A 20,287-nucleotide genomic window follows, 5' to 3' on the forward strand; every position below is an offset into this window, starting at 1 on the left:
CTCCGCTCAGTGCAACACACGGGCCAGTTTGACGCGGGAGTCCACATCGAGCTTCCGGTAGATCTGGCGCAGGTGGAAGTTGATGGTGTGCGGGGAGCGCGAGACCCGGTTGGCCACCTGCTGGTTGGTCAGGCCCTCTGCCACCAGACGTGCGATGCGGTGCTCGATCTCCGTCAGCCCGGATCGGGTCCGCGAACCGCTCGGCCGGTACGGGCGCCTGCCCTGACCCGTCACGGTCACGGATGCGGGAACCGGTGTCGACACGGTCTTCCCGGCGCCCTGCGGACCGTCGCTCCCGGCCTTCCTGAGAAGCGATTCGACCCGCGTGACCGAGGCGAGGGCGCCGATGGCGCGGTACCCCTCCAGCGCCGTCCCCAGATGTCGCCGAGCCGCGGACCCGTCCTCCCACCGTTCCAGGAGCACGGTCCCCAGATCCTCGCTGGCCGCCGCGGCCGCCCAAGGAACACTGTGCTGAAGGGCCGCGTACTCCAGAGCGTCGGCGTCCTGGTGCAGCAGCCCCCAGGCGTGCCCGGCCTCAGCAGCGAGCCCCTGGTGCCCGGCGTTCTGGTCCGCGAGCCGCGCCACCCGCCGGGTGATCGCTGTGGCCAGCGTCTTCTCGCCCGCAGCCCGGCACAGACGCACCAGATGTGCGGCCACCCCGGCATCCAGCAGAAGGACGGATGCCTTGGTGAGCAGATCGGGGAATCGCTTTACCAGCAGCTCGACCGCCATGGCCGCGTCCATACCTGCCGTGGTCACCCTGAAGTCGGCCCAGTCATGGCGTACGGGCCGCAACGCACCGGGCTGGGCGACGATCTCCGAGCGGGCCCGCCAGAACTGGTCCACGGCCTCGGACCAGTGCCCCTGGGCGAGCGTCATCAGGGACAGCAAGGAGATTCCCTGCGCGGCGGTCAGGTGCGCGTCGACGCGCTGGGCCCCTGCGACCCCCGCACGTATCTCCGCCTCAGCCTTCTCGGTACGGCCCGTCCCCATGAGCAGTCGTCCGCGCACGATCGACGACTCGGCCAACGCCCAGGGATGCTCGAGCCGTTCAGCCAGTTCCCGGGCACGGGCGAGGTGCGCCTCGCCCTCCGTGAAGCGGCCAAGATGGACCAGCATGACGGCCAGGACGAGCGGAGGATACGGACGCCAGGCGACGGGCAGGGCGTCCTGGTCCATCCGCAGGGCCTCGTGGCCCCACTCCAGCGCTTGATCGACGCGGCCCGCGGCCCAGTCCAGGTTCGCGAGGACCAAGGCGGCGACGACGGAGACGGCGCTGCGCCTCCGGGTCGCGACTATCGCCTTCGCCCGGTCCCGCTGCTTTGTCTCATCGGGGACGAACAAGGCGAGGATCTCCGCGGCATCGGCGTCGCCGCCCACCGCGCCGTCCGCAGGCGCGGGCGCCTCGTTCAGCGTCCGGCTCAACGCGATCTCGGTGTGCGGGTCGAGCGGCCGGCCGGGATCCTCCCGGCACAACAGCAGGGCCGACACCAGGGACTCAGGGGCTTGTTCGGCCATCCGTCCCACAGGCATCGGCCGTTCCCCGGAGGCGGGCGGCTTCGGACGGGCCTCGGTGGCCGGCGCAATCGCGGCCGGCGCAGGCGACCGGTGCGGGGGCGCACCCCGCAGCAGGACCTTCCGGAGGGGGACGGAGATCCGGGTATTGAGCTTGCGGCGCAGGCCGGGCGAGCGGAACACCAGCCTGTGCCCCTTGATGCCGATCACGCCCGCCGTGATCGTCTCTTCGAGCGCCAGCAGCATCGAGAGAGCCGTCACCGACTGCACCCGGGCAACTTCCTGAAGCGTGAACGGCTCGCCGACGAGCGCGGCAGCCTGAACGAACTCCACAGCCTGCAGTGACAGTTCGGCCAACTCCAGCGGCACTTCCCGCAGTGGCTCGTATGGTATCGAGTAGTCCGGCATGCGAAGTTCCCACCAGCTTCGGTTCGGCCAGCTCCTGTCGTTACCTCGTGAGTGTCATCGGCGGTCGGGCATGCGGACAAGTCCACTTCGCTTCCAGGCCGCCCGCAGATACATGAGTGATACAAGCGTGATACGCGGTGCGTGCGGTGTGTGCAGCGCCATGGTTTCGCCTGGCTGCGGGTCAAACGCTACCGGCTGCCGTCGTCATTGATGAGGCTTTGTTGTTGATGAGGCTTCGCGGAAGCTTGATGACCGGTGTTGCCCACTGCGGTACGCGGTCGTCGCTGCGGATCGACCCGACGAGTCCGTCCAGAGCCTCGTGCCACTTCGCGAGCTGCTGCTTGTGGTGACGCACCAGTTCGTCGACGCCCCGGCTCCACGAACGCCGACTGCCTCGCGCAAGTCAGCAGTGACCAGGGAGACTTCCCGATGCTTGTGGCGACGATCCACGTACCGCGCGTGGAGCACTCGGGGCTGAGCCTGCGGCTGCCCCCGGCCGGGGCGGTCCATGATCCGGTGACGCATCCATAGCTCAGGTCAGGAGTGGTCCCAGTGGTCCCGCACGATTCGGTACACCGTGTAGATCGGACCGAGCCAGCGTGCGAGCTGGTAGGGGCGGCTCTGGTCGCCGCGGCAGTGATGGTGCCCGGCTGGATTCTGTGCCGTGCTGCTCCTCTTCGCCATGGGTGTCTCACCTCTTCCGGGTTCCCCACAGCGCGTACGCGAGAAGTACGCCCAGGTGGACCATGGGACGGTGATGGCGCCGAGCCCGGCGTCGACCAGGCCGAGTTGCTGGATCGCGTAACGCACGAGCAGGAAGCCGTGCGGGGAACGCAGGTGGGGCGGCGCGGTCGTCAGAGCCGTGGTGATGCCTTCGGTGACGGCGGTCGCGGCCGCCTTGACCGGGCCGAGGGCCCTCGCCCCGGTCGCTTGCCGTAAGGCTGGTGGATCCAGTCATGACCTGCCTCGCTTTTCTTGTCTTGTGAGTGCGTTGGGCGGGCCGGCCGGTGGGGCCCGCACGCCAAGGGGTGGGTGCGGTCCTCATCGTGCGTACGCGGGTTGGAGGACTGGTTGGAGTCGCCGTTGCAGTCGGCATCAGCCACGACTGGAGGGCAGGGCGGAAGGGGCCGCTGCACTGCGGTTGGGGATAGCCTTGACGGGAGTTGCTCCACTCGGGGGAGGGGCGATGGGCGATCAGGCCGTCTCACGGACACTGCGTTTCGAACTGCTCGGGCCGCTGCGCGCATGGCGGGAAGGGGCCGAACTGGATCTCGGCCAGCAGCAACAGAGGGTTGTCCTCGCCATACTGCTGCTGAACGTCAATCGCTCACTGAGTCAGCAGCAACTGATGAGCGGCCTATGGGGGATGACGCCGCCGGCGCACGCGGTGAACCTCCCGCAGCGGCATGCCTCGGGGCTGCGCCGTGTGCTCGAACCCGGCCGACGACCCCGTTCGCTGTCGCGTCTGCTGGCCTGGACCGCGGCCGGCTACCGGCTGACCGTGCCGCCCGACCGGCTGGATCTGCACGACTTGGACCGTGAGGTGCAACGTGCCCGCGCCGCGCGCAGCGCGGGAGGCATGCCCGCGGCGGCCGTAGCGCTGCACGAGGCATTGGGTCTGTCGCGCGGGCAGGTGTGCGAAGGGTTGTCCGGGCCGTCGGTCGAGGCCGAACGGCAGCGGCTGGAACAACGGCGGCTCAAGGTGCTGGAGGAGCGCATCGAAGTGGACCTCGGGCTCCGTGCCCCCTTCGACCTGGCGGGTGGGTTGCGCCGGCTCGTGGCCGATCAGCCGACACGGGAGAATCTGTACGGCCTGCTCATGCTTGCGCTGTACTGTGCGGGCCACCAGGCCGAGGCGCTGGCCGCCTTCCGGCAGGCGCGCCGGAGCATCCACGAGCGGATCGGGACCGAGCCCACGGAACGGCTGCAGCGGCTGCACCAGCGGATTCTCGCAGGGGACATGGCACTTGACGTACCGCAGCCGAGCTTGGCCGCTGCGTCTGCGGCCGGACTGCGCTCGGGCCCAGCAGGGTTGGGCTCAAGTGTGACAGGATCGGCTTACGGTCCAGCAGGATCGGGTTTCGTCTCGGCAGAATCAGGCCCGCAGCAGCCCGACCGCACCCGGCGGCACCACTCCCTGGTTCCCGCCCAACTGCCGCACTGCATACGCGACTTCGTTGGTCGGGCCGACGCGATCGCCCGGCTCGATGCTCTCCTGCCCGGTGAAGGCCGCAGCACCGGGGGTGGGGCCTTGACCCTTGATCTTGGACACACGAGACACTGGATCCTGAGGATCTGAGAACGGACATCTCGTGGTCATGAAGAACTATCCGCCGCAGTTCAAGGCGGACGCGGTCGCGCTGTATCGGTCGCGGCCCGAAGCGACGATCCGGCAGGTCGCCGTCGATCTGGAAATCAATACCGAGACCCTGCGCAACTGGGTCCGGGATGCTGGTGCCAGTCGGCCTCGGGGACGCCGCGGGGAGACATCAGTCGAGCCGCCCACGGGCTCATGCACCACCGCCGACTCGCCCGCGACTACGAAATCCACCCGCACCGCAGTGAAGCCCTCATCCACCTCGCGATGAACGACCTCATGACCCGCCGCGTCACCGGCGAAACCACCCCCAACTGGCGCGGAACCTGCCCCCCCGGCAACCAGCCCCCACCACAGGACCAGACACCCAGTGAGCGCCCCGGCACCGTGAGCCCCGACGGACTGCCTGGCTCTGGAACGGGCGCCGACCCGGCTGCCACCGAACACCATCCCGGAGTGCCGCACGCTCACCCCGGCACTCCGTCGGCGGCGGACAGGTAGGGCAAGTGGCGGCCGGTGATCTGGCGGCAGGCGACCCTGGCGGAGTCCAGGGCACCGAGGATCCAGGTGTGGTGCACGCTGAGGTGTTCGCCCGCGAAGTGGATGTCGCTCTCGGCACTCTGGCCCGCGGTGAAGAGTTCGCGGAACTGCCCGGGAAGGAACTTCGCGTCGCCCGCCGCCCACTGCGTGGACCACGTCACGTCATGGGCCTCGATGAAGAGGCTGTGGACGTCGACTTCCGGATGCAGCAACTGGAGATCGTACAGGGCGCGGGCGACCCGGGTGTCCCTGTCCTGGGGGAGCCAGGTGTAGGCGTCGGTCATCCAGGCGTACTGGAGCAGGACTCCCGGGCCGGTGGTGCTGATGCCGTTCGAGGGATAGACCACCCAGCGTGAGGGGAGGTCGGTGATGGACTGGCCGCCGTGCGCGGGCCGGTCGCCGCGTTCCCAGAACCGTTCGGCGAAGCGCAGGCCGACCTTGTAGAGCGGCTGGTAGTTCATGGCGCGGATGGCCCGCTCCTTGTCGGGCGACCACCTGGGGCGGTGCCACATGCGGACCACGGCCGGGGGCACCGCGACGATGATCTTGTCGAAGTGGGCGTGCCGGCCCGCGCCGCCATCGGTGTAGTGGACGGTGACCCCGGACGGATGCTGCTGGAGGGCGTGGACGTGGGCGCCCATCAGGAACCGGTCGTGTCCGATCACCCGGGCGCAGGCGGCCGGCAGCCGGTCCATGCCGTCCTTGACGGTCTTCCAGCGGCGCTCGGCGAAGTCGACGTTCTCCATGACGATCTCGGGGAAGCTGGCCTGGAACTGGTTGGTCTGCGAGGTCATCACCTCGACGTAGTCGATCTCGCGCGGGCTCCAGCCGCAGACGGTGGTCAGGTAGCTGTAGAAGGACCAGTCGTCGTACTGGATGAGCGCCCGGAACCCCTCCGCGAAGTCACGCTTGAGCAGCTCCACGTAGTAGCTGATGACCCGGTCGAGTATCTGCCGGGCGGTGCGCACCGGCAGGGGCAGGCCGAAGCCCAGTTCCTCGGGGTGTGCCTCGGCGTACTCGACCGTCATTACACGGCCGTGCCGGTCGCGTGCGCCGTTGACCAGTACCCGGTTCCCCTGCGGGTGGCACAGCACGTAATCGAGCAGCTCGATCGATCCGTCGCGGGTGTTGAGGAAATCGATCAGGTCGAACACCGGCTGGTGCTCGAGCATCAGCGGCAGACGCATCGCCCCGGCCTCGAAGTACTGCTCGGGCCGGGAGGAGAACCGGTGGGTCATGATCCGTCCGCCGACCCGGCCCGGCGACGCCTCCAGGATCGTCACCTCATGTCCCTGGCCGCGCAGCAGCAGGGCCGCGTACAGGCCGGCCATGCCCGCGCCGATGATGCCGATCCGGCCTCCGGGCCGCAGGGGTGTCGTACCACGGGCGGGCGGACTGGGTCCGATGGCCCGCGCCCACTTGGAGTACGCGGCCCGCAGGCTGTAAGGCAGTGCTGGCTCCGGTACGGCGTCTGGCATGTCCGTGGCACTCCTGCCCGGCTCGGGTGGCCGCCCGGCGGGCGGCCGGTCTGCTCAGGACTGGTGTTCCCTTGTCAGGGACTTTCTTAGGGACCTTGTCAGGGACCTTGTCAGGGGGCTTGATTGGGTCCTTGTTTGGGGGCTTGTTAGGGAACCTTCTTCCGTTATGTCATGGAAAGAAGCGATAAGTCGTCAGAAGAAGGTCTGAGTCGCGAGAAGAGGTATTCGTTCCGCTGGGTGGGGGACGTCCGCCCGGTGGTGCAACGATGATGACGCGGCCCTCGTTGTTCCGGTCATGGACACCTTCCCGAGCGCCACCGGCCCGCACGGACCACGCATCCGGCTGAAAGACGGTACAGAACGCGCGTGGGAGGGCTTCGGCACCGGCCCGTACGTGCACCAGGGGGGCCTCGCCGACTACAGCGCACGTCTGCTCGGCCTGACGCCGCAGCAGGCCGAGCAGGAAGCGGCGCGCCGCCTCCTGCCGTACCGCGCCACCCCGCAGGACCGTGACCCCTCTCTCTTCCTGCACGGCGCCACACCCGCCAACCGGCACTTCGAAGGGGATGTCGCAGATCTGGCGGAGGGGCGTCCCCCCTATGACTGCGCCACCTACCTGGAGGCACGAGCGGCCTTCCTCGCCCGGCCGGGCGACCTGCTCGTGGGGCGGACACGGCCCTGGCGGGAGGCAGCCGAGGTGTTCGGCGTGGACGCGGTGGACCTTCAGGACCTGAAGCACTACTACCTGTGCCAGGCACTGCTCGCCACGGCCGTACGCCACACCGAGAGCCACCCCGAGAGCCACCACGACAAGGACGCCAGCCCGCTGGGACGCGTCATCGCCTGGCTGCGCGCACGCCCGCACGCAGTGGCCCGCCCGTACGCCCTGGACGGAGAGACCCAGATCTTCCTGCTGTGGCTGCTGCGCCGGACGGGCCTGGAACGCCTGCACACCGACGCCAACAGCCCGCGCGTCGCCACCGCCTGGAACAGCAAGAACCACATCCACCCCTACATCCGGGACGCCGAGGAACTGCCCGCACACGAGGGGATGCCACCGGACCGACTGCTGGCAGCCGAGCAGCGGCTGAGCCTGGCTCACCGCCGTCTGGGACTGGTCATGCCCGTCCTGCCCGGCTACACCGTGCGCCGCCATGCCGACGAGCCCGACCGCTTCGCCGACGACACCGGGCGCGCCGCCGATCTGCTGCGCCGGCGTTACGGCCTGCGCCGGGCCTTCTTCAAACCGTGCGAGGCGGGCAGCGGCGCCCGCATCGTCGGCCCCGTCGACCTGCACGACGCCGCGAGGCTCCGCGACGCCGCCACCGAGGCTCACCAGCACGGTGACGACTACCTGCTGGAGGCGGCCGTGGACTACCTCACCTACGACGACGGCGGGGGCAGCCGCTGTCCCGTCGCCCCCTCCGGACACATCCGCGACGGCCGCGTGGCCCCCGGGCTCACCCTCCAGATCCTCAACGGCTACGCCTGGGAGGGCAACGTCTTCACCGACCGTGCCGGATGGCGGCGATGCGGTCTGCCGCCCGCGCTGTACGACACCATGGCCCGGGCCATGGAGGCACTGCACACGGCCTTCCTCAGCCAGGCCAGCGTCACCGACGGCAGCCACGGCGGCCTGGTGACCGGCGGGGTGGACTTCGCCGTCGGGCGGATCGGCGGCGTCTTCGGGGACGAGGTCCTGGCCGCCGCGATCGACTTCAACCTCTCCTCGCACGGCGCGGAGTACCTGAGGACCTTCCAGGACAAGTCCGGTGCCCGCTATGCCGCCACCCGCCTGTTCCGGCCTTCGGCTACCGCCTCCTTGACCGCCGGCCGCGCGGCCGTGCCGGACGCCGATCTGATCGCCTGTGTGCCGGACCGATGGGGCATGGTGGCCGCTACCGGCCTCGACGTCCTGGACGCCGCCGAGGAGACCCGGCGCCGCATCGACGTGCTGGCTTCCGCCGGGCTCGTCCACCTGGCTCGGCAGCGGTGACGGCGATCGGCTGCCCCCTCGCCGTGTCATGCGCAGCCACGTCGGACACCTCGTTGTCCGCGAACTCCGTAGGGCGTAGTTCTCCTTCACCGCCCTCGAAATGGGCCACCCCACCCGTTCGGTATCACCGTCGTACTGATGGCAGAGGAGCGAAGACGACGTCCGCTCGATGACGCCTCCTGGTCCGGGCCCGCCAGGACACCCGGAGTCGCCACGCACGGCCGCCTGCTGAGCCAATGTTGACTTTCCTGACCGCCCGTCAGGTTGGGTGGCGGGTCATCTATGCCTTGTTGTCGGCCCCGCTCACAGGTCGAACCAGGAGCGCAGGACGCGCGTTGCGATGTCGTGGGTGCGGTTGCGGGAGAACGTGTGGTGGACCCACTCCGGTGCGGTGTTGACCTCCAGGATGGTGGTGCCGGTCGTCGGTGGGTCGTGCGGCTTGGCGCACAGGGCGTCGATGGCCAGGATCCTCGTGCCGAAAAGGTCAGCCACGGACGCGGCCCAGGGGGCGAAGTCCGCGTGCAGACTCTCTGTCACGTCGACCGCGACGCCTCCCTTGGCCAGGTTGGCGGTCCTCTTCAACCGGACCGCGCGGCCCGCCGCGGGCACATCGTCGAGCCCGAGTCCCTGAGCTGCCAGGAGATCCTGAGTCTCGGTGTCGACGACGAGCCGGTTGTCGGGGTTGGCGGCCGCGACGGCGGTACGGTGCGTCTCGACCAGCTCCGCCAGCCGGGTGCGTCCGTCACCCGTGACCGAGGCGGGCTCGCGGACACAGGCGGCGACCAGTTCGCCGTCGACAAGCTGGAGCCGCAGGTCCTTGCCGTCGACCTGTTCCTCGACAATCCAGGACCGGAAGAGGTGCCGCCGGTCGGCGATGTGTTCCGCAACGGCTGCCGCAGTGACGAGGTCCATGCGCACGGCGTCTCCGCGCATGCCCGCCCGCGGTTTGACGACCACGGGGGCGAGTGCGGGGGCGTCGGCTGCGGGATTGGCTGACAGTGCGGCGACGGCGTCGGTGGCGAAGGCGGTGAGGCGCGGGAGGTCGTCGTCGCCATCGGATGCAGGCGTGTCGGTGAAGGCGAAGGCGAAACCCCGGGGGGTGGTGAAGCCCGCCTCACTCAGGAGGAGTTTGGTGGCGTGCTTGTCCTCGGTGAGGAAGAAGTCGCGGGCCCGCAACTCATGGTCGTAGCGTCCCTCCAGGACGGGGACGGACTTCGCTCCGTGGCGGTAGATCACGAGGTCCACGCCGAGTTCCGGCATGCGGTCGTGCACCGTGATACCCAGTGCCGACGCGGCACGCATCAGGTGGAGTTGACGCGCTTGGCGTACGCCGGTCGTGGCGCGTGCGTCGCTCACGGAGCCCGTGTCGGTCACGGTGTGTACGTCGTTCACGGAGCCCGTGTCGGTCGTGGCGCGTACGTCGCTAACGGGGCCTGCGTCGGTCGTGGCGCGTACGTCGCGCTCGGAGCCCGCGTCGGTCATGGCGCGGGCCGTGTCAGGAGGATGCCCGCGAGCTGGTCCATGTGGTTCTGCATGAAGTCACGCATGACCCCGATGTCGGCCATGTGTCCGCGCGCCGCGTAGCTGGCACCCGCGAGCAGCCCCGTTTCCCTCCCGAACCAGGGCTCGGAGAAGTCCGGATAGAGGGGGTCGACGCGGAACGTGTTCCCGTCGAGCGCCGTGAAGTCGTCCTCCAGCCACAGGGCGACGTTGCCGAGGAAGTCGGTCCCGCCGCGCCCGAGAACGGCACCGCGAGCGCGTACCGGCCGCGGACTGCCGTGCTGGAGACCGACGTTGAAGTCGCCGTTCCGGTGCGCCACCTGTCCGGCCCCGCCGAACTCCTGGTTCAGCAGTGCGTGGAACTGCTCCTCAGACAGGAGCCCGGCCCCGGCCCAGTTGGCGTAGGCGACCGCTTCGTGTCTGCTGACTTCCACGGGCCAGTCCCAGGGCATGTCGGTGTCGGCGAAGACACCCCGGTACCGATACGGCCCGGCGTCGGCGCGGAGCCAGGAGTTCGGCAGTCCGCTGCTGACCCGGTCCAGGAAGAGCCGTGCCCCGTGGGTCGTCCACAGGTCGGTCTTCTCGTACCCGTCGTCCTCGACGAATCGCAGGAACTGGCCGTTGGTCACCGGATGCGGCGCGACGGCGAAGGGCGCGACCTCCGCCTCCCGCCGCCCCCATTCGTTGTCCCACTGGAAGCCGTCCCTCTCGGTCCCTGTACTGCCGAACTGGACCGGGCCGCCGCGGCAGTGCACGAAGCCCTCGCCGCGGTCGCATGCCACGGGTGCTCCCGTGTGTTCCTGGACGGGGGCGGGCCACCCCTGCGGCGTCTCCTTCAGCCGGGACGGCAACATGCGGACCAGAGGGATGGAGGTGTGCAGGTGAATGTTCTCGTGCTCGATCGCCATGAGCAGCGCCCTGAGGGGCGCTTCTGGTTCCATGGTGGCGGACAGGGGCACGTCCTCGACAGCCCGCAGAACGAGGCCCCGGACACGTTTCCGGTAGGCCCACGCTGTCTCCGGGGACGGCCAGTCGGTGAGCCCGGCCAGTTCGTCGGGGTCCTCGGGTGACACGCCCCGTTCCATGCGCTCGTCGAACGCGGATGTCTCGCTGCTGTCCACGAGCCCGGCCATGGCGAGTTTCCGCATGGAGAACGCCGCCGTGTGCGCGAGATAGAAGACGAGCGGCAGCCGGAAGGGGTGGACGCGCGCACAGTACGCCTCAGGCGCGTCGAGCACGCCTCGGAACAGCGTTTCGTAGCTGTCCCAGGTGCTCGTGAAATAGCTGGTGAGCTGCCCTCTAGACAGGTCACGGAGCAGGGGACGGCCTATGGACCGAGCGGCTGGGGTTCCGGGCATGGGTCACTGATCCCTGATTGTTCGGCAATGCCTGTTCGGCAATGTCTGTTCGGCTATCAGGCTGCCAAGAGCCGCTGGCACACGCAGAGCCTGCCAAGGGGCCGCGGGAGCCCGCCCGGGGTGCCTTCACCGCCGGTTCACGCCGCGTGTCAGGGGTTGGAGATCTGCCGCCGGTGCGCCTCCGTTCGGGTGACACGGACGGGATGGGTCGTACTCTGCAGGACGGAGGGCGACTAGCTTGCCCATCCTGCTGCCCGGGAAGAACTCCTGCCGGATCACCCCGGCACACGCAACTGCACTTCTCCTGTGGTAGCCGTTTTGCAGGCGCGGACGCAGACATGCCGCCGGAGTGATCACTTCCTGTGGGCATCTCGCATCTCCTGTCGGAGCGCGACCCGCGTGTACGTCAGGAGCGCAGCCCCTCATTTGGGCATGGGGCGGGCGGGCACACTGATCAGGCGGTCACGGATGGTGGCGGTGGTCGCCCTGGCATGGAGTACGGAGGCCGGGGCGTCGGCGGCGCGGGTCAGGTTGTGTGCCAGGGTCGCCAGGGCGAGCCACGCGGCATTGGCTTGGAAATGACCGGATAGCGCGTGGGTGAAGCCGCTGTTCTTGACATCGGCGATCATCTGCTCGACGACAGCGTGCCGACGGTGATCAGACTCGGCATCCCTCAAGGCGAGCGGGGAGTGGAGTCGGTGAACGCGGTGTGGTGGCGCCAGGTGTCGAAGAGCGCGCCCTGCCCGGCGGGGACGGTACCGGCTCAGGCGGTTGCCGCGGCGCACGATCAGTCGGGCGGTGACCTCCTGTCTCTTCGGCTTGGAAGGGAAAGCGGTGCAGCGGATCTCGGCTGTCTCGGCGTCGGAGATCCAGCGCTGGCCCTCCTCGTCCCAGACCGCTTGGGGATATGTGATCGGTGTCCAGGCGTCCTCGTCGATGCGGGCGATCGTGGCCTCGACGGAGGCGTTCGTCCGCGTGGTGATGGAGAAGCGGGCACCCAAGGCCCGGCAGGCGTTGATGACATCGGCGCCGTAGTACGCGGCGTCCGCCCGCAGCACCAGCAGGCCGCTGGCGCCGCAGGCGCGTGCGGTGCGGGATGGCCTCAGCGGCGAACGCTGCCGCCCCGCGCGCGGAGTTCGAGGGTCCCCTGCGCAGCCACGTAGGCGGCCTGGTTCGCGCCCGGGCAGCAGCGGGGTGAGACGGGCCAGTTCGTGCAGAAACCGGCGGGCCAAGGCGTGCAGTTGCTCAACACGCCCGTGGGTGAAGGAGCGCTGGAACGACCCCGGCATGGACGGGGCCCGCACTCCGGAGAGCAGGCGGCCCGTAGCACCGTGCCGCAGCCGGTCCATGTCGTCGATGTCGTTGAGGTCGTCGATGCTGTCGGAGCCCGCGGCCATGCCGCCCACCAGCGACATCGGTTTCGCCGCTGGGAAGGCGCCAGTGCCGTCCTTCGAGGCGGGCAGCGCCTTTCTTCGTGGCCGGTTGGTTGGTCGGATCCGGGTCCTGCCGTGTACGGGCCTTCGCCCGGCGCTGCGAGCGACGCGGAGGGGCAGTCGGTTCTCGTCCTCGCGGGGGTTGGCACCGAAGAGAACGCACTAGCTTCGTGTTTCGGCCAGGAGGCGGGCTCCCAGGGGGGTGGCGACGTGCCGGACGGTGTTGCGCTGGCGGTAGCTGTCGATCAGTCGCGCCTGCCGGAGAGTGGTGGTGTGTTCCGACACCGAGGCCATGGACAGGTGCAGGCGGTGGGCCAGTTGCGCGGTGGTCGTGGGGGCGTTGTCCGTCACCGCGCTCAGTACGCGCGCGCGGGTGCGTCCCAGTACGGCGGAGAGCGCGACTAGTGACGTCGCGGGATCCACGGGCACGCCCGGGATGCGCTGGCGTACGAGGTCGACCGAGGCGGGGCAGACCAGCACCGGGGTGTCGTATTCGTTGAGCAGGGCCCGCGGCTGCGTACCGCAGAAGAAGTGGCTGCTGATCACGATGCCCCGGCCCTGCAACTCGAAATCCGTGTCGCGAGGGTGGGCGAGCGTCAGAACCGGTGCGTCCCAGTGCAGGGACGGATGCAGCTCGCCGAGCAGGGCCTCTGCTCCCCGGGTGGTCATGAGGTCCGCCATCCTGGCGCGGTCGATCGCCAGGATGGATTTGATGGCGGCCGCGTGCGGGGCTATGGCGCGGTCGTAGTAGGACTGCAACTCGCCGACCAGGGCGTTCATGGTGCCGGCATCCCCCCACGCCAGCCCTGTCAGCTTGGCGGGGATGCGCTGCTGCTCGTCCAAGCGCCGCAGCTCGGACGCGATGCGCCGCGGAGAGGTTGTCCTGATGGTCTCGAAGACCCCGCTCGCCGGTGAGCAACTGTCCACCGGAGTGAGGAAGTCCGGGACCCAGCCGCCTGCCGGTACAAGTGCGGGGAGCATGGTCAGCGAGAGACGGAATGAGGCCTCCGTCTCTCGCCGCCACGCGCGGAAACGGATGGCACTGTCCCGCCTGCGCAGGACCTGAAGGCTCATGACGGCTTCACTGACCGGCAGCTCCTGGGTGCGGTCGATGATGATGCGTGCCAGGTCCTGTGCGGTGAAGTGGATTCGCAGGGGCAACGATCGACCTCCTCCGTCTCGATGGCCCACCCTCCGCACGATGCCCGGTTACTGAGCGGTTTCGGGTGAGGTCGAACGTCGTTGTCTCAATCGCCCGCCCTTTCTGCTTTCAGGTTGGTAAGTACGCGCAGGGTGCGTGTGCTGATGAGGAAAGGGGCATCCCATGTGCAAGCGGTTTGCTTTAGCTGCGGGCGGAGCCGCGATGGTCCTTGCATCGACGGCTGGGGTGGCTTCGGGCCGGGCCCCTGCGGGCGGGGCCACTGACACCCCTACAGTGAGCTGGCGATCACGGCAGCGGCGTCAGCCCTCCGCGTAAAGGGGCGTGCGGCTCGCCCTCGGGCTGCAGTAGTCCCGGGCCGCGCGGTGTAGGGGACGGTGCCGACGAGGGTGGGCACAGGCGGCCGCCGGGTTCAGCGGAATCTCACGGCGCCCCGCGCAAGCCCCTCACGCCCCCGGGCCCTGCCCCCCTCGGAGGCTCCGCACTGTGCGTGCCCACATCGGCAGGCAGTGCGGCACACTCCGGGTGGCCACCCCCTGACCGTCGTCGGCCCCCGGCCGACTCCACGGGTTCACGGAGTTGATGCGCGGCACGGAAAGGGGCTGCTCATCAAAGTCCCGCGGCCGAACCTGGGTGCGCGCCGGGAGAACACCGTCCGCGCACCGTACGGGACGCGGTGGAGGCGCTCGTCCGCGGCCTCCCCGTTCCGTGCACATCAGGCTCAGTACGAGCTCACTCCGTGCACATCAGGCTCAGTACGAGCTCACGACCAACGCGCTCTCGAAGCAGAGCCGGAAGGAATGTGTATGTCTGTCCGAAAGAAGCTGGCGTCCGTTGCCGCGACCGTGGTCCTCACGACAGGAGTTGCGCTCCTGACCGCTCCCTCAGTCACGGCGGCTCCCTCAGTCACGGCGGCCCCCTCCGGCACCGTCGGCACCCCTGCGGCGCCGGCTGCCGCCGCCTCGGCCCTCGCCGGGCCGGCCTCCGGGGCACTCTCCGGGGCGCTCTCCGCCAAAACCGACCGCGCCGACGGCTTCCTGCTGCGAAACGTGCACCTCGATCAGTGCTTGGCCAATCATCACCCCAGAGCGTTCGCGACTCGCTGCGAGGGTGCCTACGCGGATCAGTACTGGTCCCTGAACGCCTACGGCATGCTGCAGAACCTTCACAGTGGCCAATGCCTGGCCATGCACGGCAACGGCAGAGTCTTCACCGGCCCCTGCAACACCTCCTACCGCGACCAGCACTGGCTCTACCGTGACGTCGGCGGCGGCGCCTACATGATCGAAAACGCCTTCCACAGCGACAGGTGTCTCGCGGCACACCGGGACAACGACGCGTTCGGATTCCCGTGCACTCCGGCGTACAAGGACCAGCACTGGCACTAGTGCTGACGCCCGAAAGCCCCTGATCCACAGGCAATCCGAGGCAAAACGGAGGGAAGGCATGCGCAACCGGAAACGTGCTGCCGTCACGGCGGCCGTACTGACCACACTGGTCGCGGGCGCGCCGACGGCGGCGGGCACGACCGAGACGGACGGAACCGCGTCCCGCGGTGGACACGCGTCGTCAGCGCCGCTGCGGGGTGCCGTGCGCGCGGCCCCGGGCCCCGCCGCGGATCGTGCGGCGGCACTCGCGGCACACATCGTCAACTACGGCAGCCGTAAATGCCTCGCTGTCCCCGGCGGCAGCCATGAGAAGGGCATCGGACTCATCCAGTGGGGCTGCGGCGGCTGGAAGGATCACTTCTGGTCTGCGGAACAGTGGACCATCGACGGCGTCCCCCATTTCCGGGTGATCAACGACAACAGCAAGCAGTGTCTGGCCGTGCCCGGCGGGAGCAAGACCCCCGGCACGCAGGTCATTCAGTGGCCGTGCGGCGAGTGGAAGGACCACTTCTGGCGGTTCGACAACGCCGGTGGCGGCCGGTTCAGGCTGGTGAACTACAACAGCCAGCAGTGCCTCGCCGTGCAGGACGGCAGTGGCGCCGACGGTGCGAAGGTCATCCAGTGGCCCTGCGGCGAGTGGAACGACCACTTCTGGCGGTGACCTACCGGTACGGTTTCGTCTTCGGGCCGGTCCGGCGCCGGTGAGTCCTTCCCGGTGCTGCCAAGCGCCCGCCCCTGCGCCACCCTTGACCCGGGGGCGGGCGTGTACCGTCCGGCAATCCCCTTGACCGGCGACCCGGGCCCCGTCGCCCGTCAACGGACCACCCGCGCCGGACCGGACGGCACGGGCCCGGGCCCGTGCCGTCCGGCGGTCCCCGTACCGGCTCTCGGCCGTCTTCGTGCAGACGTCAGCTACGACCAGATACACATCGTGCGACACACCGCGGGCCGGTGGCCGCGCCAGTACCGGGCGGAGGGTGTTCCGTCCAGCATCCACCGGATCCTGGAGAAAGCTGGAGGACCGGGCCACCCTGATTCAGTCCCCGCCGCCGCACCCGCGTACAGGCGAGCCGAGGTGGGCCGGTGATGCGGCCAAGCGCCTGGCGGGATGGCAGGTCGACACCCCGAGCGGCCTGTGACTGGGGGAACACGGGCTACGGCACCAGACGCTGACCAGCCGCGACACCGTGAGCCGGCCTTGGACCGAGTCTGCGGCGGACGGACAGTTCAGGTGCCGGAGCGGCCGTGTGTGCGGCCAGTCTTGGGCAGGGGCGTTGTCACCTGTAGCTGTCGGCTACTTGCACAGTCCGGCGGACACGGCGAGACCCACCCTGGCCAGGCCGACGGGTCCGAGTTGTTCGGCGGTCTCACAGACGTCGAAGCTGGCCGTGGGGGCAACAGTGAAGTCCGGCGCGGGCAGGTCGGCGCCTCCGCACTGGTTCAGCGGACTGCCGACGGGAAGGCCCAGGAGGTTACCGTCACCCGAGCCGCTGCCGTGGGTGGCGGTGCCGGCCGCGTGGGCACCGTGCCGGTTGGCGCAGTTCGTGCCGAAGGCCGGGGAGAGCACATCGCCCACCCCGCCCGCCGCCGCCGGAGCCACTCCCGCGAAGCCGGTACCCGCAGCGGCCGCCAGGACAAGGACAGCACGAACTGAACGTTGAGTCATGACCGGACAACGACGGCATCGCTGCCACGCTACTGACCGCAGGGTCCCGGCAGCTCTGTTCCGGCACCCGGCCCGGGCAGGCAGGACAGCTGTGGGTGGGTGGTCTCCTCCGGGGTGGAGGCGTGTGTTTTCAAGCGGCTTCGCGACCCACCGGCCCGGGGTGCGAGGGGTGCGCGGATACGAGACCGGCGAGCTGATCTGGTCCCGTCCCAAAGAGCACTTGTCTCCGCAGCGGGTGGAGCGGGAGGCGGGGCTGACGGCGGGGCAGGTCAAGACTGGCGCCGACTTCCTGCGGCGGCTCCTCGGCCCGGAGGACCGCCCGGCCGGGCCGGGCGACAGATAGGGGGCTGGCGTCACGCGGCCTGGACGAGTTCGGCGGGCCGGGGTGCCGCCGCGGTGGGGTAGCCGCGGGGCCGGGTCGGGCGACGGGGCATCAGCGTGATGACGGCGGTGTTGATCATCGCCTCCGCGTGGGCGGGCAGCCGTTCGTGGTCTCTGACCAGCCGCCGGGCGTGCATCCACCAACCGATGGAACGCAGCATCGGCTGGCGCATGCACCACCGCCGACTCGCGCGCGACTACGAAACCCACCCGCACCGCAGTCAAGCCCTCATTCACCTCGCGACGATCGACCTCATGACATGCCGCCTCACCGGCGAAATCACCCCCAACTGGCGCGGAACCTAGTGGGCAGTGAAGGGGCGGCGCGAATCAAGCCCTGCACAGAACCCTGTGGACCGTCGGCCTGGGCTCAGGTTCCAGGCTGACTCTCCGCCAAGTACGCAGAAGCAGCAGCGTCGGTTGCGAAACTCCTCTTCGATGCTGGCGCCTTTGTTCGAAACGGCCGACGGCGTGCCGGACGCCTTTGCCCCTTTCGGTGCACGGCTCGGTGCGCGGCCGTGCTGCTGGGCCCGGCTGGTGGCCGGGCGGGCTCCTCCCTCTTTCGAGTCGTGATCACCTCCGGACTCATCGGCCAAACCTCCCCAGCACCCCTGTTGAACAGGCGAGATGGACAGATGCGGGAGGTTGTCCAGGAATACCTGGTTTGGCTGACTCAACTAGAGAATCGCTTTCTGTGCATGAATGAATACGGAGCGTTCCAGCTTACTCGGTTCCTCCTCCTGAACCTCGGTGAAAGGGCACAGCCATGTCTTCGGCCATGCGTAAGACGACGAATTCACCGGTAGTACGGCGGCTGACCGCCGCGGCCGTCGCGCTGGGCAGTTGCCTGGCCCTCGCCGGTCCGGCAGAGAGCGCGGGTGCGGCTCCCGCCGATCCCGTACCGGCCGTCTTCTTCGGCGACTCCTACACCGCCAACTTTGGCATCGATCCCGTGAACAACCAGGACAGCGAGAGGGGCTGGTGTTTCCAGGCCACGGAGAACTATCCCGCCGTCGCCACCCGGCGCCTGGCAGGCAAGAACATCACGCTCGACGTCCAGTCGGACGTCTCCTGCGGAGGCGCGCTCATCCACCACTTCTGGGAGAGGCAGGAGCTGCCCTTCGGCGCCGGCGAGCTCCCGCCGCAGCAGGACGCGCTCAAGCAGGACACCCAGCTGACCGTGGGAAGCATGGGCGGCAACACGCTGGGGTTCAACCGCGTCCTGAAGCAGTGTTCCGACGAGCTCCGGAACCCCTCTCTGCTGCCGGGAGACCCGGTGGACGGAGACGAGCCGGCCGCCAAGTGTGGTGAGTTCTTCGAGGCCGGGGAGGGAAAGCAGTGGTTGGACGGTCAGTTCGAGCGGGTCGGTGGGGAACTGGAGGAGCTGCTCGACCGTATCGGCTACTTCGCCCCCGACGCTAAGCGCGTCCTGGTCGGCTACCCCCGGCTCGTGCCCGAGGACACCACCAAGTGCCTGACCGCGGCGCCCGGTCAGACGCAGCTGCCGTTCGCAGACATCCCGCAGGACGCTCTGCCGGTCCTGGACCAGATTCAGAAGCGGCTGAACGACGTCATGAAGAAGGCCGCCGCTGACGCCGAAGGCGGCGTCGACTTCGTCGACCTCTACGCCGTCACCGGCGGCAACACGGCGTGCGACGGCGACGACCGGGGCATCGGCGGCCTGCTGGAGGACTCCCAGCTCGAGCTCCTCGGCACCAAGATCCCCTGGTACGCGCACCCCAACGCCAAGGGCCGCGACATCCAGGCCAAGCAGGTGGCCGACAAGATCGAGGAGACCCTCAACCGGTAAGAGGCACAGTCTCCCTGCTGAGATCCGGACCTGCGCCCTTACCGCGTGCAGCTCCGGGTCCCCCCTCCGGAGATCCGCCCAGGGGGGCGGGGCCAGCCGGATCGACTGTGGTTGCTGCGGCCGGAGGCGTATGGGCTTGGGCCTGCCGACTGTTTCCCTCGGTTCGACGGGGTGCGGCTCGGTGCGTGGTGGCCGGGGCGGGTGGGGGAGGCGGCGAACTGTGAGGGTGACGAAGGTCCAGGTGATGTGGGCCTCGCTGTGGGAGACGAGCCGTTCGTAGACTCGGACGTTTCTGCGGGCTCTCATGATCCATGGGAGGCGGACAGGGCGCCTCCCGGCTGATGCTGATGGCGAAGTCCCGGCACAAGAAGCCGGAGAACGTCCGCCGCTACTTCAAGCCGTCTCCCGAGGCGATCTCGGAGCTGACGAGTCTGCTCGCACCGGGCAACGTGCTCCTGTGATGCGTTCAGGCGGGTGCCGTCGCTTGCCGGGTGGTGGCAGGCTCGGTCGTGCGGCAGGCTCGGGGGTGCCCGTCCGCCGGGGTTCGGGACGCCAGGTGGCGACCAGGGCGGCGGCCAGGAGCAGTTCGGCGATGTCGCCGCCGTAGTACATGATCTCGGCGCCTGCCTGGACCTCGGGGATGGGGGCGTGGATGTCGACCCAGAAGCCGCCGTACATCATCTGGGAGATCACCGCGTGGGCGGCGATCGCGACACCGAGGTAGACCAGCCGCGTCCTGACGCCCGGCCGGGCGGGGGCGGGATCGGGGCCGGCGATGACGTAGGCGAACAGGTACCCCGACAGCAGGAAGTGGGCGTGCAGGAGCCAGTGCGCCGCCGGGTTGCCCATGGCCGCGTTGTACAGCGGGCTGAAGTAGAGGGCCGCGAGGCTACCCGTCGACAGCGCCAGTGCCACCACCGGGTGGGAGACCACGCGGGCGGGCGGGCTGTGGAGCAGAGCCGACAGCTGCCTGCCCCGGGCCGCGGGCAGGGCGCGCAGCAGGAGGGTGACCGGTGCGGCCAGGACCAGCGCAAGGGGCGCGTACATGCCGATGAGCATGTGCTGGGCCATGTGGCCGCGGAAGTCCTGGTGCGCAAAGGGTGCCACGGGCGGCAGCAGCGCCACGCTGAGCAGGAAAATCCCGGCCAGGAACCATCCGGTCCGCCACCTGCTCCACCCGAGGACCGGGTTGCGGTGGCGTGCACGGCGCACTAGGTCGTGTCTTCAATTGATCTCGTGTGCTGGATCATGGTCGGGTGATACGTCGCCATGAACTGTCCGATGCCGAGTGGGAGTTCGTCCGGCCGCTGCTGCCTGTGTCCTTGCGGGGGCGGAAGC

Annotated in this window: 16 protein-coding genes and 5 pseudogenes; 11 read left to right on the top strand and 10 right to left on the bottom strand. The window is 69.2% G+C overall.

The features are described 5' to 3' along the window. Positions 1 to 6 precede the first annotated feature (6 nt). A complete protein-coding gene (locus GPA10_RS24415) occupies positions 7 to 1,923 on the bottom strand; it encodes a helix-turn-helix transcriptional regulator (protein ID WP_157167339.1) in 1,917 nt (638 codons plus the stop codon). A 537-nt stretch (positions 1,924 to 2,460) separates the two neighbouring features. Beyond that, the gene (locus GPA10_RS24420) at positions 2,461 to 2,607 is read right to left on the bottom strand and encodes a hypothetical protein (protein WP_157167340.1); all 147 of its coding nucleotides are present in this window, start codon (positions 2,605 to 2,607) and stop codon (positions 2,461 to 2,463) included. Positions 2,608 to 3,109: 502 nt separating this feature from the next. On the opposite strand from GPA10_RS24420, the gene GPA10_RS24425 reads away from it, so the two are divergent. The 3 genes and pseudogenes from GPA10_RS24425 to GPA10_RS42710 all read left to right on the top strand — a co-directional run. After that, on the top strand, positions 3,110 to 4,222 hold the full coding sequence (locus tag GPA10_RS24425; protein WP_198351684.1) for an AfsR/SARP family transcriptional regulator: 1,113 nt from the start codon (positions 3,110 to 3,112) through the stop codon (positions 4,220 to 4,222). Positions 4,223 to 4,241: 19 nt separating this feature from the next. Then, positions 4,242 to 4,322: pseudogene (locus GPA10_RS42705) on the top strand (hypothetical protein); the annotation flags it as partial. Between the two features lie 110 nt (positions 4,323 to 4,432). Then, a pseudogene (locus tag GPA10_RS42710) lies at positions 4,433 to 4,564 on the top strand (IS5 family transposase); the annotation flags it as partial. A 143-nt stretch (positions 4,565 to 4,707) separates the two neighbouring features. Here the strand turns inward: GPA10_RS42710 and GPA10_RS24435 are convergent. Then, on the bottom strand, positions 4,708 to 6,258 hold the full coding sequence (locus GPA10_RS24435; RefSeq protein ID WP_157167343.1) for a flavin monoamine oxidase family protein: 1,551 nt from the start codon (positions 6,256 to 6,258) through the stop codon (positions 4,708 to 4,710). A gap of 295 nt (positions 6,259 to 6,553) precedes the next feature. Between GPA10_RS24435 and GPA10_RS24440 the strand changes: the two genes are divergently transcribed. Beyond that, positions 6,554 to 8,254: a hypothetical protein gene (locus GPA10_RS24440; RefSeq protein ID WP_157167344.1), complete on the top strand. Its 1,701-nt coding sequence runs from the start codon at positions 6,554 to 6,556 to the stop codon at positions 8,252 to 8,254. A gap of 303 nt (positions 8,255 to 8,557) precedes the next feature. Here the strand turns inward: GPA10_RS24440 and GPA10_RS24445 are convergent, their stop codons facing one another. From GPA10_RS24445 to GPA10_RS24460, 4 genes are all read right to left on the bottom strand, one after another. Further along, complete coding sequence (locus tag GPA10_RS24445; RefSeq protein ID WP_157167345.1) at positions 8,558 to 9,736, bottom strand: hypothetical protein; 1,179 nt, start codon at positions 9,734 to 9,736, stop codon at positions 8,558 to 8,560. Further along, complete coding sequence (locus GPA10_RS24450) at positions 9,733 to 11,112, bottom strand: SUMF1/EgtB/PvdO family nonheme iron enzyme (protein WP_157167346.1); 1,380 nt, start codon at positions 11,110 to 11,112, stop codon at positions 9,733 to 9,735. Before GPA10_RS24450 ends, GPA10_RS24445 begins: the two co-directional genes overlap by 4 nt. Positions 11,113 to 11,534: 422 nt before the next feature. Continuing rightward, positions 11,535 to 12,527, bottom strand: a complete 993-nt coding sequence (locus GPA10_RS24455; protein WP_157167347.1) for a transposase — start codon at positions 12,525 to 12,527, stop codon at positions 11,535 to 11,537. Between the two features lie 180 nt (positions 12,528 to 12,707). Further along, positions 12,708 to 13,706 (bottom strand): winged helix-turn-helix domain-containing protein, encoded by a 999-nt coding sequence (locus GPA10_RS24460; RefSeq protein ID WP_157167348.1) that lies wholly within the window; start codon positions 13,704 to 13,706, stop codon positions 12,708 to 12,710. Between the two features lie 804 nt (positions 13,707 to 14,510). Here GPA10_RS24460 and GPA10_RS24465 point away from each other — a divergent pair. The 3 genes from GPA10_RS24465 (at position 14,511) to GPA10_RS44075 (ending at position 16,231) form a co-directional block, all read left to right on the top strand. Then, the gene (locus tag GPA10_RS24465) at positions 14,511 to 15,092 is read left to right on the top strand and encodes an RICIN domain-containing protein (RefSeq protein ID WP_157167349.1); all 582 of its coding nucleotides are present in this window, start codon (positions 14,511 to 14,513) and stop codon (positions 15,090 to 15,092) included. Positions 15,093 to 15,150: 58 nt separating this feature from the next. Next, on the top strand, positions 15,151 to 15,753 hold the full coding sequence (locus tag GPA10_RS24470) for an RICIN domain-containing protein (protein ID WP_157167350.1): 603 nt from the start codon (positions 15,151 to 15,153) through the stop codon (positions 15,751 to 15,753). Between the two features lie 316 nt (positions 15,754 to 16,069). Next, positions 16,070 to 16,231, top strand: coding sequence for a DUF6192 family protein (locus tag GPA10_RS44075; RefSeq protein ID WP_425505810.1), 162 nt, complete (start codon positions 16,070 to 16,072; stop codon positions 16,229 to 16,231). Positions 16,232 to 16,386: 155 nt separating this feature from the next. Here the strand turns inward: GPA10_RS44075 and GPA10_RS24475 are convergent, their stop codons facing one another. Further along, positions 16,387 to 16,758 carry a chaplin family protein gene (locus GPA10_RS24475; protein WP_157167351.1) on the bottom strand — a complete coding sequence of 124 codons (372 nt, stop codon included), beginning with the start codon at positions 16,756 to 16,758 and terminating at the stop codon, positions 16,387 to 16,389. Positions 16,759 to 16,927: 169 nt separating this feature from the next. Here GPA10_RS24475 and GPA10_RS24480 point away from each other — a divergent pair, with 169 nt between their 5' ends. Continuing rightward, positions 16,928 to 17,101, top strand: coding sequence for a hypothetical protein (locus GPA10_RS24480; protein ID WP_157167352.1), 174 nt, complete (start codon positions 16,928 to 16,930; stop codon positions 17,099 to 17,101). A gap of 10 nt (positions 17,102 to 17,111) precedes the next feature. Here GPA10_RS24480 and GPA10_RS24485 read toward each other — a convergent pair whose 3' ends face one another. After that, positions 17,112 to 17,300, bottom strand: a complete 189-nt coding sequence (locus GPA10_RS24485) for a hypothetical protein (RefSeq protein WP_198351685.1) — start codon at positions 17,298 to 17,300, stop codon at positions 17,112 to 17,114. Between GPA10_RS24485 and GPA10_RS24490 the strand changes: the two are divergent. The 3 genes and pseudogenes from GPA10_RS24490 to GPA10_RS42715 form a co-directional block, all read left to right on the top strand. Continuing rightward, a pseudogene (locus GPA10_RS24490) lies at positions 17,287 to 17,445 on the top strand (IS5 family transposase); the annotation flags it as partial. The gene GPA10_RS24485 and the pseudogene GPA10_RS24490 overlap by 14 nt on opposite strands. A 472-nt stretch (positions 17,446 to 17,917) precedes the next feature. Continuing rightward, positions 17,918 to 18,949: an SGNH/GDSL hydrolase family protein gene (locus tag GPA10_RS24495; protein ID WP_157167354.1), complete on the top strand. Its 1,032-nt coding sequence runs from the start codon at positions 17,918 to 17,920 to the stop codon at positions 18,947 to 18,949. Between the two features lie 317 nt (positions 18,950 to 19,266). Next, positions 19,267 to 19,410 (top strand): annotated as a pseudogene (locus tag GPA10_RS42715) (site-specific integrase); the annotation flags it as partial. Between the two features lie 52 nt (positions 19,411 to 19,462). On the opposite strand, the pseudogene GPA10_RS24505 reads toward GPA10_RS42715, so the two are convergent. Next, a pseudogene (locus tag GPA10_RS24505) lies at positions 19,463 to 20,161 on the bottom strand (cytochrome c oxidase assembly protein); the annotation flags it as partial. Between the last annotated feature and the right edge of the window lie 126 nt (positions 20,162 to 20,287).

The organism is Streptomyces typhae, from assembly GCF_009755605.1.
Taxonomy (GTDB): domain Bacteria; phylum Actinomycetota; class Actinomycetes; order Streptomycetales; family Streptomycetaceae; genus Streptomyces; species Streptomyces typhae.

Excerpts from the sequence above, each read along its gene's own strand:
- GPA10_RS24440 (WP_157167344.1), top strand. The coding sequence starts at position 6,554 with ATGGACACCTTCCCGAGCGCCACCGGCCCGCACGGACCACGCATCCGG.
- GPA10_RS24455 (WP_157167347.1), bottom strand. The coding sequence starts at position 12,527 with ATGTCGCTGGTGGGCGGCATGGCCGCGGGCTCCGACAGCATCGACGAC.
- GPA10_RS24485 (WP_198351685.1), bottom strand. The coding sequence starts at position 17,300 with ATGCTGCGTTCCATCGGTTGGTGGATGCACGCCCGGCGGCTGGTCAGA.
- GPA10_RS24470 (WP_157167350.1), top strand. The coding sequence starts at position 15,151 with ATGCGCAACCGGAAACGTGCTGCCGTCACGGCGGCCGTACTGACCACA.
- GPA10_RS24475 (WP_157167351.1), bottom strand. The coding sequence starts at position 16,758 with ATGACTCAACGTTCAGTTCGTGCTGTCCTTGTCCTGGCGGCCGCTGCG.
- GPA10_RS24495 (WP_157167354.1), top strand. The coding sequence starts at position 17,918 with ATGCGTAAGACGACGAATTCACCGGTAGTACGGCGGCTGACCGCCGCG.
- GPA10_RS24450 (WP_157167346.1), bottom strand. The coding sequence starts at position 11,112 with ATGCCCGGAACCCCAGCCGCTCGGTCCATAGGCCGTCCCCTGCTCCGT.
- GPA10_RS24435 (WP_157167343.1), bottom strand. The coding sequence starts at position 6,258 with ATGCCAGACGCCGTACCGGAGCCAGCACTGCCTTACAGCCTGCGGGCC.
- GPA10_RS24415 (WP_157167339.1), bottom strand. The coding sequence starts at position 1,923 with ATGCCGGACTACTCGATACCATACGAGCCACTGCGGGAAGTGCCGCTG.
- GPA10_RS24420 (WP_157167340.1), bottom strand. The coding sequence starts at position 2,607 with ATGGCGAAGAGGAGCAGCACGGCACAGAATCCAGCCGGGCACCATCAC.
- GPA10_RS24465 (WP_157167349.1), top strand. The coding sequence starts at position 14,511 with ATGTCTGTCCGAAAGAAGCTGGCGTCCGTTGCCGCGACCGTGGTCCTC.
- GPA10_RS24425 (WP_198351684.1), top strand. The coding sequence starts at position 3,110 with ATGGGCGATCAGGCCGTCTCACGGACACTGCGTTTCGAACTGCTCGGG.
- GPA10_RS24445 (WP_157167345.1), bottom strand. The coding sequence starts at position 9,736 with ATGACCGACGCGGGCTCCGAGCGCGACGTACGCGCCACGACCGACGCA.